The organism is Mucilaginibacter sp. (assembly GCF_036568825.1).
Taxonomy (GTDB): domain Bacteria; phylum Bacteroidota; class Bacteroidia; order Sphingobacteriales; family Sphingobacteriaceae; genus Mucilaginibacter.
Genome location: NZ_DATCRU010000111.1, coordinates 1 through 13,968 on the forward strand (window position 1 = coordinate 1; position 13,968 = coordinate 13,968).

At 42.7% G+C, this 13,968-nt stretch carries 10 protein-coding genes; 9 read left to right on the top strand and 1 reads right to left on the bottom strand.

Translation table 11 applies throughout. The features are described 5' to 3' along the window. Positions 1 to 311: 311 nt before the first annotated feature. From typA to VIM89_RS23865, 7 genes are all read left to right on the top strand, one after another. Positions 312 to 2,123, top strand: coding sequence for a translational GTPase TypA (gene typA, locus VIM89_RS23835; protein ID WP_488158700.1), 1,812 nt, complete (start codon positions 312 to 314; stop codon positions 2,121 to 2,123). Positions 2,124 to 2,245: 122 nt separating this feature from the next. Then, on the top strand, positions 2,246 to 3,469 hold the full coding sequence (locus VIM89_RS23840) for a tectonin domain-containing protein (protein WP_488158701.1): 1,224 nt from the start codon (positions 2,246 to 2,248) through the stop codon (positions 3,467 to 3,469). 53 nt (positions 3,470 to 3,522) lie between these two features. Beyond that, positions 3,523 to 4,542 carry a tectonin domain-containing protein gene (locus tag VIM89_RS23845; protein WP_488158702.1) on the top strand — a complete coding sequence of 340 codons (1,020 nt, stop codon included), beginning with the start codon at positions 3,523 to 3,525 and terminating at the stop codon, positions 4,540 to 4,542. A gap of 80 nt (positions 4,543 to 4,622) precedes the next feature. Next, on the top strand, positions 4,623 to 5,960 hold the full coding sequence (locus tag VIM89_RS23850; protein WP_488158703.1) for a flippase: 1,338 nt from the start codon (positions 4,623 to 4,625) through the stop codon (positions 5,958 to 5,960). Further along, entirely contained in the window at positions 5,957 to 6,604 is a 648-nt protein-coding gene (locus VIM89_RS23855; protein WP_488158704.1) for a class I SAM-dependent methyltransferase, read from the top strand. Before VIM89_RS23850 ends, VIM89_RS23855 begins: the two co-directional genes overlap by 4 nt. Before the next feature lie 2 nt (positions 6,605 to 6,606). Then, complete coding sequence (locus VIM89_RS23860) at positions 6,607 to 7,380, top strand: class I SAM-dependent methyltransferase (protein WP_488158705.1); 774 nt, start codon at positions 6,607 to 6,609, stop codon at positions 7,378 to 7,380. 9 nt (positions 7,381 to 7,389) lie between these two features. Beyond that, a complete protein-coding gene (locus VIM89_RS23865) occupies positions 7,390 to 8,307 on the top strand; it encodes a sugar transferase (protein ID WP_488158706.1) in 918 nt (305 codons plus the stop codon). A gap of 106 nt (positions 8,308 to 8,413) precedes the next feature. On the opposite strand, the gene VIM89_RS23870 is transcribed toward VIM89_RS23865, so the two are convergent. After that, positions 8,414 to 11,572, bottom strand: a complete 3,159-nt coding sequence (locus tag VIM89_RS23870; protein WP_488158707.1) for a S41 family peptidase — start codon at positions 11,570 to 11,572, stop codon at positions 8,414 to 8,416. Between the two features lie 27 nt (positions 11,573 to 11,599). On the opposite strand from VIM89_RS23870, the gene VIM89_RS23875 reads away from it, so the two are divergent. Further along, a complete protein-coding gene (locus tag VIM89_RS23875) occupies positions 11,600 to 12,886 on the top strand; it encodes a glycosyltransferase (RefSeq protein ID WP_488158708.1) in 1,287 nt (428 codons plus the stop codon). A gap of 182 nt (positions 12,887 to 13,068) precedes the next feature. Beyond that, complete coding sequence (locus VIM89_RS23880) at positions 13,069 to 13,818, top strand: glycosyltransferase family 2 protein (RefSeq protein ID WP_488158709.1); 750 nt, start codon at positions 13,069 to 13,071, stop codon at positions 13,816 to 13,818. Positions 13,819 to 13,968: the final 150 nt, after the last annotated feature.

Sequence of the window (13,968 nt, forward strand, 5' to 3'; positions counted from 1 at the left end):
GCTGTCCGGTAAAAAAAGTACTTTTGCTCATGTTGTGTATTTAAGTGTGGTAACTCAAATATCAACACGAAGGGGTAGCTTTAAACTACCCCTTTAACTTTTTTAATAAAATCTTTTACCGGACAACAGTGAAACAAGTTCAGCATGACATAGTTTATTTTTATTTACTGCCACTACCACCTGCCATTGCTACTCATCCTATCCACCCCAATTGTTAACCCCACATCATTATTCCTTTAATAGTCAGGCATGCACTTCCGGATTTGGGAAATAAAGCGTACCTTTGCCGCAAATTTAGGAGCGGCATTTTCATGCAAAAAATCAGGAATATAGCGATCATCGCACACGTTGACCACGGTAAAACCACCCTTGTTGACAAAATTTTACACAGTTGCGCCATTTTCAGGGACAACCAGGAAACAGGCGAATTGATATTGGATAACAACGACCTTGAACGTGAACGTGGTATCACCATCGTTTCTAAGAACGTTTCGGTTCGGTACAAGGATGTTAAGATCAACATCATTGATACCCCGGGCCACGCCGACTTTGGCGGCGAGGTGGAGCGCGTATTGAAAATGGCTGATGGTGTGTTGTTACTGTGCGACGCTTTTGAAGGCGCTATGCCGCAAACCCGCTTTGTTACGCAAAAGGCTTTGTCACTTGGTTTGAAACCAATTGTGGTAGTGAACAAAGTAGATAAAGAAAACTGCCGCCCTGAAGAGGTTTATGAACAGATATTTGAATTGTTCTTTAACCTGGAGGCTACCGAAGAGCAACTGGATTTCCCGGTGATCTACGGTTCGTCAAAACAGGGCTGGATGAGCACCGACTGGAAAAAGCCGACGGAAGATATTTTCCCGCTGATGGATACCATCCTGGATCATATCCCTGCTGCTCCCGAAGTTGAAGGTACGCTGCAAATGCAGATCACTTCATTGGATTACTCTTCATTCGTAGGTCGTATTGCTATCGGTCGTGTGGCAAGAGGGATGATCAAAGAAAATCAGCCGGTATCGCTGGTAAAACGCGACGGCAAGATCCAGAAATCAAGAATTAAAGAGCTTTACACTTTTGAAGGACTGGGTAAAGTAAAAGTAACCGAAGTAAAATCGGGTGATATTTGTGCCGTAGTTGGTATTGAAGGGTTCGAAATTGGTGATACCATCGCCGACTTTGAAAATCCGGAACAACTGGCGGTTATCAAAATTGACGAGCCGACCATGAACATGCTTTTTACCATCAATACTTCACCGTTTTTTGGTAAAGAAGGCAAGTTTGTAACTTCACGCCACCTGCGCGACAGGCTTTACAAAGAAATGGAAAAGAACCTGGCGCTGAAGGTTGTTGAAACCGATTCGCCTGATTCCTATTTGGTTTATGGTCGTGGTATCCTTCACTTGTCAGTGTTGATCGAGACCATGCGTCGCGAAGGATATGAATTGCAAGTAGGCCAACCGCAGGTAATTGTGAAAGAGATTGACGGTGTGAAAAATGAGCCAATTGAAACCCTGATCGTTGACGTTCCGGGCGATGTAGCCGGTAAGGTGATCGAACTGGTAACTCAGCGTAAAGGTGAATTATTGGTAATGGAACCGAAAGGTGATTTGCAACACTTAGAGTTCGAGATACCGTCACGCGGTATCATCGGATTAAGAAATAACGTACTAACCGCAACTGCAGGTGAGGCTATCATGGCACACCGCTTTAAAGCGTATGAGCCATGGAAAGGCACTATCCCTGGCCGTTTGAATGGGGTGTTGGTATCAATGGAAAAAGGTCAGACTACTGCTTACTCTATTGACAAACTACAGGACCGCGGCCGTTTCTTTGTTGATCCGGGTGTTGATGTATATGAAGGCCAGGTTTTAGGCGAACACATTCGTGATAATGATTTGGTGATCAACGTAGTGAAAGGCAAGCAGCTGACCAACATGCGCGCATCAGGAAGCGACGATAACGTGCGTATTGCTCCGGCTATTAAATTCTCATTGGAAGAATCAATGGAATATATCCAGGCTGATGAGTATATCGAAGTAACGCCGCAAAGTATGCGTTTGAGGAAGATATTCCTCACAGAGAACGAGCGCAAGGTGAACTCGAAAAAGTTTGTGAATCAATAATTAATATAACTAAAAGCTTAAAAGCCTCATTGTACATACATTGAGGCTTTTTTTTGGAGTAATTTCTTTATCGGAATAATATTTGTTTTTAACTTTATAAAAATATCTGGATCTTATTACTGATGGGAAAACATTTTTGTCTGCTTTTTCTGATCTTCGGTGTGGGTTTTTTTATTGGATGTAAGAAAGAGAAACCTGTCGAACCAAGTCCTGCAATTGAACTTTCCACTGATACCCTGAAAGTGCTCACGGGCGGGACGATACAATTCACCACAAAAAATTATACAGTGGACCAGTTGATCCTTGCATCATCTGATACTACAATTTTTAAAATTAATACCGCAGGGTTAGTTACAGGCTACAAAAAAGGCAGGGCTGCTATCACCATAAAAAGTAAAGCACATGGGGCTTTAGCTGTTTGTGGTGTTATCGTACAGGAAGCCAATATACTTAGTGTTGGTAGTCTTACTATGCCGGCTGCTTCGTCAAAACAATTAACCGGGCAAAACTATGTGCAATCAGAATTCGTATGGTCGTCGTCTGATACGACGGTAGCAACAATTAGCAGCAGCGGATTAATAGAGGCTCTTAAGCCGGGTTCAATTACTATCACCGTAAAAACCAAGACTTATTCCGTTTCAAACGCTTTAAATTTAACGGTTACCAATGCTAAATTAACAGATGTGGGTGTTGGCGCTGATGGGTCAGTGTATGTGGTGGGTTCTGATTCAGTGAACTCAGCAGGCGACAATAGCATATTTAAATTTTATAACAGTCAATTCCATAGAGTACCAAATGGATCGGGTGTTAGGATAGCGGTATCTCCGCAGGGTGTTCCGTGGATAGTTAATCAATCAAACCAGGTATTTAAATATTCCGGCGGCACATGGACGCAAGTACAAGGCCTGGCAACTGACATCGGCATCAGCTCGAATGGTTCGATATTTGCTATCGGTACCCAGGTTGTTACAACCACCGGTGGATTTGATATTATGAAATGGAATGGTTCAGGGTGGGATGTCATGCCTGAAAGTGCAGGCATTAATATCACGGTCGATAGAACTGGTACGCCATGGGTGGCTAATAAATCAAATATAGTTTTCCAATATGGTGGTACTTTATTATGGAACCCTATATATGGGGTATCAGCTAACGATATCGCGGCAGGCGGCGATGGTTCAATATATGTAAGCGGGATGGATACAAGTTTGCCAAATATTTATAAGTACAACGGCGGTGGATGGTCGCAAGTAGCCGGACTGTCAAATGCTATGAGGTTATCTGCCGATGCCAACGGTAAAATCTGGTACATAGATACATCAGGAGTATTACATCAGCCAAATTAAAAGAGCTTATTTGAATTTAATTAAATACCTTAGAATCCTAAATCTTATCAAAAATGAAAAAACTATTATTTCTGTTCTCGCTCTTCGTGGGCGTAGCTCTATTGTTAACGTCATGTGTAAAGGATGTAAAAACCGAGCCCGATAACTCAATTTTACTCACTTTTAACGATGCAACCCTTGAGTCAGGGATGACTAAACAACTGGTTTGCAAAAATTATTCAGCTTCTGATCTTACCTGGACCTCGTCAGACTCAACTGTTGCAGCTGTAAGCGTAAGCGGTATGATCACTGCTCATAAGCCGGGTACTACCACCATCAATGTAAAAAGTAAATCGCATGCTGTTTCTGCAACCTGTTCGGTTACTGTTGTTCAGGGTAAAGCAACAGACGTTGGCGTCGGCGCCGATGGTACGGTTTACGTTGTCGGAGACGATAGCGTAGCTACCGGTGGTTATGCCATTTACCGGGTTGATAGCTGCGGCTGCAGGCACAGATTGGTTGATGTAGGCGCGATCAGGGTGGCCGTATCTCCGCAGGGAATTCCATGGGTAGTAACTAAATCGAACCTGATATTCCGTTACAACGCCGGCACTAAAGCCTGGGATCAGATGCCGGGAACAGCAACTGATATCGGTATTGGCGCAGATGGTTCCGTGTTCATCATAGGTACCGAATTTGCTACCATAACAGGTGGAAATATTATCGAGAAATGGAACGGTTCAGGCTGGGATAAAATGGCGGATTGCGCCGGCATCCGTATCGCAGTTGACCCAACCGGTACACCATGGGTGGTGAATAAATCAAACATTGTTTTCCAATATGGCGGCACTTATTTGTGGAACCCTATCTTCGGAATCGATGGCAACGATATTGGCATTGGCGCTGATGGCTCTGTATATGTAACAGGCAAAGATTCTACTTTAGCTACATACAATCCGCCAGTATATAAACTGCAGGGTGGTTCAACCTGGTCACAGGTGCCGGAAATTTCAGGTACAAGTATTTCGGTTGATCCAAAAGGCAAACCATGGTATATTGATAAACAAGGCATATTGCACAAGCCAACAAATTAATAAATAGCTGACCCTACTATCATAAAGCTAAACCTGATAATTACGGGTTTAGCTTTTTTTATACCTTTACCAACCAAACTATGCGCATACCAGGTATCCCGGGATTTGATCAGGAAGCACTCGAAAAGTATTTTAAAAATACGGGATGGCTTATGCTGGCACGAGTTGGGAGCCTGGCTATAAAATTCCTCATAAACACTTTTGCCCTTTCCAGTTATTTGGGCGCGAAGCAATTTGGGATATTGAACTATCCTACCGCCTTAATGGCTTTCTTCTTAGCTTTAGGCGCGTTGGGCCTGGATGGTTTTGTAACGCGGGAGTTGTTGAATAACCCTGATAAGAAAGATGCTTTATTGGGAACATCCTTCTGGATGAGAGTGGTTGCAGGTTTTGGTGTAATCCCACTGGTATATTTGGCATACACTATAGCTAATCATTTAAATCATCTCGATACCCCATTCCATTATGTTTTTATAGTTGCCTTCACTGCAGTTATACAATCGGTAAATATTATCGACAGTTTTTTTCAGGCTAGTGTGCAGGCAAAAAAGATCATGTATATCAATGTTAGCGGTAATATTATATCCGCAATCGTTAAATTGATATTGATCCTTTTAAAGCTGCCTCTGATATGGTTTGTTTATTCACTCGTATTTGATGCGGTCTTAATAGCAGCAGGCTATATTATATCCTACCTAAAGAGTGGTAATACCATATCTAAGTGGAAATATGACCCGGTAGTTGCTACTTATCTTCTAAAACATTCCTGGCCGTTAGCTTTTTCCGCCATACTGGTTTCTCTTTACATGAAGATTGACCAGGTGATGATACCAATCTATTTAAAAACAAGCGAATTAGGTATTTATTCTACAGTAGCGAATCTCAGCGAAAGCTGGTATTTTATACCTGTGGCCATTGTAACTTCTGTTTTTCCGGCTATTATGAACGCCAGAAGGACAGACTCAGATAGATATAAAAAAAGATTGCAAAACATGTACGACCTGATGGTGGTTATCAGTATGGCAATTGCTCTGTTTATGACATTTGCCTCCAAATTTGTATATCATATCGCTTATTCCAGGCACCCGGAATTCTGGTCCGGTGCGCCGGTTCTGGCGGTACATGTTTGGGCAGGGGTGTTCGTATTTCTGGGAAGTGCAAGCGGGCAATACCTTATCGCAGAAGGTTATACTAAAATATCGATGCTGAGAACAGGCGTAGGTGCAATAGTGAATATCGTTCTAAATATATTTTGGTTGCCCAGGTATGGGATATTAGGTGCTGCCTATGCAACATTGGCAGCATATGGAATAGCTACTTTTTTTATTTTGTTTATACCTAAAACAAGGGAGCAAGGTTTGCTTATGTTAAGGTCATTATTTTTAATTTCGTTGTTTCAAAAAATTAGTAAACGTTGAGCAAAATTTCATCATTGCTGCAGGTTCTGAGTCAGCCTAAACGACTGAAATCGTTATTGTCATTTAACAGCAAAGGGTATCTAAAAGATATCGGTTGGTTTAAGGCGTTTGATACGCATTCGCCGGTTGACGAGTTTAGTGATCCCATCCCATGGGTAACTTATTCCTTTATTGATTTTATAAGGAGCAGACTGAATAAACAGCATGCTGTTTTTGAATTCGGTTCGGGTAATTCTACTTTCTTTTATGCGAAATATGCGGGTGTTGTCGTTTCTGTAGAACACGATAAAGAGTGGTACGATAAGATAGTGAGCAAAAAGCCTGAGAACTCAGAGATGATCTTCTGTGAGCTGACCCGTGGTGGTGACTATTCCATCATGCCTGTTAAGCTGGAAGAGAAGTTCGACATTGTTATTGTTGATGGACGCGACAGGGTGAATTGTGCTACGAGGGCGGTAGATGCTTTATCACCAAATGGGGTTATCGTATTGGATGATTCTGAGCGGGAGAAATATAAACCGGCAATTGACTTTTTGGTGAAGAATGGATTTAAACATCTTGCATTTAGCGGGATATCACCGGGGCTATTTTATCTTAAATCAACTTCGGTATTTTATAAGGATGATAATTGTTTGGGTATTTGATTATGGCAGCAGAGATCATCAGCGATAACGTTAAAACAGCCTACGACGAGTTTTACCAAAAGCATGACGAGGCCTGGCGCATGCTGAGCGCCAAATACAAAGCGCAGCATATTATCGACGTTTGCAAAGGTCATTCTTTCAAAGAAGTGCTGGAAGTAGGCGCCGGGGACGGAAGCATACTGAAAATACTAGCCGATCAGAATTTTGCACCGGAGTTGCATGCAGTAGAAATATCAGAGAGCGGTGTTGAGCATATCAAAACCCGGAATATTGCTAACCTGGAATCAGTACAGATTTTTGATGGCTATCATTTACCTTTTGCCGCTGATAGCTTTGATCTGATCATTCTATCACACGTATTAGAGCATGTGGAACATGAGCGATTATTATTACGCGAACTAAAACGGGTGGCTAAATATTTTGTTATTGAAGTGCCCAGGGATTATAAAACGGGTGTAGATAACCGGATAAAACATTTTCTGGCTTACGGACATATTAATGTATATACGCCCACTTCATTACGATACTTGCTGAAGACCGAGGGTTTTGAGATCGAGGCCGACCTGACCTCGATGATCGAACCGGAGGTAACAAAGTTTAATACATACATCAACCAAAAGAAGCCCAAAAGCTTCGTTACCGATCTGAAGATCAATTCGGAATATGCGGTAAAAAAGAGTTTGGTTAGCCTGTTTGGTAAAAAAGCGAGTGAAAAGCTGGCAAACGCTTACACGGTGCTTTGCAAAAAGGCAGATCACCAGGTAGAAATATTCTAATCCATCATAATGCAGAACCTTGCGCCCATAGCCTTATTTGTATATAACCGGCCTGAACACACGCGCCGTACCATCAGCTATTTGCAAAAAAACCTGCTGGCTGAAGAGTCGCGTTTGTACATTTTCTCTGACGGGCCTAAAACCAGTGCTGATAAAGCAAAAGTGGATGAAGTGAGGCAACTGGTTAAAGAAGTTACTGGTTTCAAATCAGTAAAAATGATCGCCAGAAATGAGAACCTTGGATTAGCCAATTCTATCATCAGCGGGGTAACCAAATTGGTGAATGAGTATGACAAGGTGATCGTTTTTGAGGATGACCTGCTTTCATCACCTTACGCCCTGCAATATTTTAATGAAGCCCTTAACCGCTATGCTAACGAAGAAAGGGTGATGCATATAGGGGGCTATATGTACGATCTGAAAGAAAAAAACCTCCCTGAAACCTTCTTTTACCGCGCAGCAACCAGTTGGGGCTGGGCAACCTGGGCACGTGCCTGGAAACACTTTGAACCGGATATTGATAAACTTACAGATCAGTTCAGCAAACCAGGCATCCTGCGCTTCTCCATAGAAGGCACCATGAATTTCTGGAAACAAATGCGCGAGTTTAAAGCTGGAAAAAACAACTCATGGGCTATACGCTGGTACGCATCGATTTTTCTGAAAGATGGGTTAGCACTCAATCCTGCGCATTCGCTTATTAACAATATCGGGCATGACGGCACAGGTGTGCACTCCAACATAGAAAAGATGTACGATGTGCAGATATCGCGGAAGGCGGTAAAACATTTTCCTGCTGAAATAAAGGAGGATGAAAAGGCTTATGCGGCCATCCGCTCTTTCCTGAGCAAACGCAAAGGTAACCTGTTGCAAAGAGGTGTGCGGTTTATGCGTAAAATGCAGGCGAAATATTTGGTGAAGAAATAATTAAAATTGGGTGTCATCCTGAGCTTGTCGAAGGATAGAGCGTAAAGGCTATACCCACCATGCTTCGAGAGCCTCAGCATGACACCTCTTTTTTGTCGGATAATCCTTATTTCAATTGCTTCATAATCTCATCAATCGCCCTATCCAACTGCGGGTCTTTATTCTCCAAACGATCAGTAAAGCCGGTTTTTACATAAATATCAGGAGATACGCCTGTTTTTTCAATGTCCTTCCCATCTAATGTATAGCACCCCCATGCAGGTATACGATAGAATGAACCGTCAACCAAACCGCGACCGGTGGTAAAAATGATCCAGCGGTAGGTTTCTGTACCGATGATCTTGCCCAGACCTAAGGCCTTAAATCCGGTCGCAGTCATCTCACCGTCGCTCAGGGTCTGTTCGTTTACCAATAAAATGATCGGTTTGCCAGACGGTGCAAAGTTTGGCTGCGGACTGCGTTGACCACCACGGTACTGCCATTGCAGGTATGGTCGTTGTGACAGGAACTGCAATACCGCATCGTGCACGTTACCGCCGGTATTATAGCGCAGGTCAAGGATGAGTGCATCCTTTTTATAGGCATCGTCCACCATATCTTGCAGGAACTCCTGTAAAGCGTCGGAACCCATATTTTTCATGTAGACGTAGGCTATGCGGTTTTTACTTTTCTCGGTAACTGCCTTACGGTTATTCTCTATCCACTCGTCGTAAAGATCGTTTACGAACTGCCCACCTGATTCAGGGTGGATTTTTACTTTAATTTCTTTGCCTTTACGGTCGAAGGTCAGTTGCAATTCTTTATCAAGGGATGGTCTGGTGAAATAGATATTCCGGTCGCGTTTTTCATCTACTGTAACGCCGTTTACTTCTTTCAGCCGGTCGCCGGGTTCAACGTTGATCTCAGCTTTATCAGCATTGCTGTTTTTTAATACCGATTCCACTTTGTACGGGTCGTCATTACTGAATACGATACCTGTTTCCATAGTGCGATAATGCAGATTCTTGCTCTCCTCGCTGCCACCGGAATAGAATCCCTGGTGTGATGAGTTGAGCTCACCGAGCATATCGTTTAGCAACAGGCGCAAGTCGGCACGGTTATTCAGATAAGGGAGATAGGTGCTGTAAATATCATGAACCTTTTTCCAATCAGTATTATGGAAACCGCCGTCGTAATAATTTTCCTCCAGTCCTGCCCAGGCCTCGTCAAACATTTGCCGGAATTCGCTTTCCAGGTCGCGGTCGAATTTATAACTGATGTCGATCTTATCCAGTTTGGTATTATCGATATTGAGGGTATAAATGTTCCCCTGGGCTATTAAAAAGTATTTATCCTTAACTGCAGAAATATCGAATCCGCGAGCATCCACACCGGTAATTTTTTCTGTTTTCGGGTCTTCAAACGACTGTAATGTGGTGCGATAAATGCCCCATTTGCCTTCTTCGTAATTGGATGAGAAATACACCAGCGTTTTATCCCCCTTCTGTATTACATAAGGCGAACCCTGATCGCCAAAGCCTGGTCCGATGCGCTCCAGGCGTTTCATCAAATCTTCGGTATTGATCACGATATCTGATGGTGCTTTTGGAGCCGGTTGCTCGGATAAAGGTTTCTTTTTGGTTTTGGCTGCTGTGTCCTTTTTATCTTCCTTAAACAGGTCGTTAAACTTATCTATGCGAAAAGCCTCATCAAACTTTTGCAGCGGCATACGATAAATATGGATATCACGCGCACCATAAGGGAAATCGGGATACAAGCGCGATGAGCTAAAATAGATATACTTTCCATCAGGCGACCAATACGGCTCCGATTCCGAAACACCGCTGTTAGTCAGGTTCAGTGTTTTACCCGAGTGAATATCATAAACAAAAATATCCGACTCAAAATTTCTGTGTGCATTGTAAACCACGTATTGGCCATTTGGTGAAATATAAGGCTGGGAATTTTCAATTCCCCAAATTTCATCTTTGGCGATAGTTTTTATAGCCATCGATTTCAGGTCGATCAGCTTCACCTCCTCGCGGCCGCTCAGGTAAACGCCTTGCGTATGATCTTTGTTAACACTGATGGCACGGTTATTCTGCTTTTCATTGGTGATCTGTTTTTCCGTACCCGAACCATCCGCCTCAACAGTATACCAGTTGTAATAACCGCCCAATGTCTGGCTAAATATCAACGACTTGCTATCAGGCAGCCATTTAACTTCGGTCACACGTTCTGCATTACCGCGTTCAATCTGGCGAACAAATTTGCCCTCCAGATCGCTTACAAACAGTTCACCACGTGAAACGAAAGCTAGTTTTTTGCCATCGGGAGATACATCAACCGCGTCGATTTTCCCCTGTACATTAAACTCTTTTTCTTTAGGTAATACATCGTTGCGGAATATAGTGAAGTTTAGTTTTTGAGTTTGTTTAGAAGCAACATCGTACACAAACAATTGGTAATCTTTCTCAAAAACAACATTTTCCCCATTGGCACTTACAAACGGCCGTTTAATAGACGTCGGAAATTGAGTTAATGAAGTTTTTTTACCATCGACAAAAGTGTAGAGGTTGTATTCCCCGTTTCCTTCGTCTGATACGAAATAGATATTGCCTTTTTGGTCCAATGTGGTCCAGAAATCTTTTCCAATCCAATCAGTATATTGCTTGTAAGCTTTGGTTTTTGGATTGTATGATTGAATATCAGGATTATATGCGCCTTTATAATGTTTACGATTAGAGAAGAAATTACTTTCCCAGGTGTCGCTGAAAAATAGTTCGCCGGTTAGCGGGTGCTCTACTACGCCGTGAATGGTATTGAAATAATTGCCGAAAACACGTTTTGGCGTGCCACCTTCCAGTCCGATTTTATACTCACTGAACGCATTGTAACGATTGGAATTGAAGTAAATAGATTTTGAATCCCAGCTCCATGAATCGACCTCATCATTTGCGTCGCTGAAGGTGAGTTGTTTTACCTCACCACCCGCCATGGGCATGATGAATACATCATTATTGCCAAATTGGTTTGATGAAAAAGCCAGCCATTTGCCATCAGGCGATACATGCGCGTGAGTTTCTTCGCCGGGCATAGCGGTCAGACGTACAGCTGCCGAGCCGCTCACATCGGTTTTCCAGAGGTCGCCTTCGTAGCTGAAGATCACCGTTTTTCCGTCGGGCGTTAATGTTGGATAAGAGGCGAAATAAACCCCTTTGTCTTGTGCTTTGGTAAGATTTTGAACCAGGAATGCAGATAAGAGGATCAGGTATAGTTTTTTCATGCGTCGAAATTTATTTGAACTGAATAAATGTATTTTTGGAACATGCTAAAAGTAGTGCATTTAAATACCTACGATGGTAATGGCGGTGCAGGCCGTGCCTGTATGCGGCTTAACCGTGCACTATTAAGCCAAAATATTGATTCTAAAATAATTGTGCACTATAAATTCGGAAAAAATCCGCAGATAGGTGACTTTAACACAAATTTGATTCAAAAAGCGTGGACGGCAGCTACTATCCTGCTCGAAAGGGCCTGGGCTAAACGTTATCTGAAAGCCGTTAAAACACCTTTTTCATTTACGTGGTTTGGACGTTCGGTTATCCATCACCCGGACGTGAAGAATGCCGATATCATTCATTTGCATTGGGTAAACCATGGATTCTTAAATCCTAAACATATTGCAGAAATCGCCAAGCTGAACAAGCCGGTCGTTTGGACTTTTCACGACAGCAATGCTTTTACAGGGGGGTGCCACGTCCGCTATACTTGTGACCATTTTGAACGCGAATGCGGCGATTGCCCTTTGCTAAAAAATGCTTCGCCCAATGACTATTCCCATCGCATCTGGAAGCAAAAAAACGGAGCTTATCAAAAATTAGGGTTTGATATTATTGCCCCAAGCAGTTGGATGAAGAGTTCTATTCTGAGAAGCAGCTTGTTAAAGGACAGAACGATTAATCAGATTCCTAATACAATAGAGACAGACATTTTTAAACCACAGGACAAAACGGAGGTTAAAAGAAAAGCCGAATTACCTGAGGATAAATTTATCTTGTTAAGTGGATTTATGCCTTCGCGTAAGGATATGCATAAGGGGACGAGTTATCTTCTGGAAAGTCTGGAATTATTAAAGACGAGATTAGGTGAGAAAGCCGATCAGGTGGAACTGGTAGTTTTTGGAAACAGGGACGATAAGAACCTGCCTGATTTTCCATTCAAAACAACGTTTTTGGGGAAGATCAATAATGATGAGCAGCTGGCGGTTTGCTATGCAGCTGCTGATGCATTTTTGATACCATCTTTAGAGGATAATCTGCCTTATACCGTAATGGAAAGTTTATCCTGTGGTACGCCGGTGATTGCTTTTACCACTGGTGGTATCCCTGATATGGTGACGCATGAACACAACGGTTACCTGGCTACTTATCGTTCGTCAGAAAGCTTTGCTGATGGGATGGAATGGATCATCAATCATCCCGACAGGCAACAATTGAATCAAAACGCACGGCAAACGGTGATGGACAAATTTTCAGAGCGGATCATCGCTCAAAAGCATATCGATTTATATAAACAGTTAATTACTAAACAACACTAAAAAGCAAATGTCATTTCGACGAACGTAGTGGGATAAGCAAGGGGTGAGGAGAAATCTTCTACAACATACAAAGCGAATTGTGCCTTGCGCAGAAGATTTCTCTTCGCTCCCACTCCACTGCCTCTTCTGCTCATCGAAATGACATTCTAAATTTGGTTATTTATTCTAATAAGAAATATTTTATGTTTCAACCGAAATTAAGTGTCATTACCGTTGTATTTAATAATGTCAGGGATATTGAGCGGACAATGCTTTCGGTGTTGGAGCAGACTTATACTAACATTGAATATATCATTATCGACGGCGCCTCGAACGATGGCACATTAGATATTATACGTAAATATCGCGACCGCATTAAGCTGGTCAGTGAAAAGGACAATGGCATTTACGATGCCATGAACAAAGGCCTGAACATGGCCACCGGTGATTATGTGTTGTTCATGAATTCAGGTGATGAGATCTACGCAAAGGATACCGTAGCCAAAGTTTTTGCAACTGCCGAGGATGCCGATATCTATTATGGTGAGACAGAAATGATCAATGACGAGGGTGAAAGCTTAGGCCAGCGTCGGCATAAGGCGCCTGAGAAATTTACCTGGCGGAGTTTTAAGTATGGAATGAGCGTGAGCCATCAGGCGATTTATATCAAACGCTCACTGACCGAGCGCTACAGTATGCGTTATCATTTAAGCGCCGATATCGATTGGATCATCCGCGCAGCCAAGAAAGCCAAAAAGATCATTAAAGTAGATGGCTATGTAGCTAAATACCTGGTAGGGGGCATGTCAAAAAAACGCCACCGCGAAAGCCTTGTTGAACGTTTTGCTATCATGTCGCATTATTACGGCCCATTGTTAACAGTATTCTACCATCTGGTAATTGCTTTTAGGCTAGGAGGGTATTGGTTGAAGCATAAAAGGACTAATGATTGACTCACCAAATTGTCATTGCGAACGAAGTGTGGCAATCGCGAACTGTGCATCTTCGCCCTGTATAGTATGCGATTGCTTCGTCGCCCCACTACACTCAACCAAGTGGCTTCTCGCAATGACAAAAGTATTGTCAAAAAAATAGCGATAGGT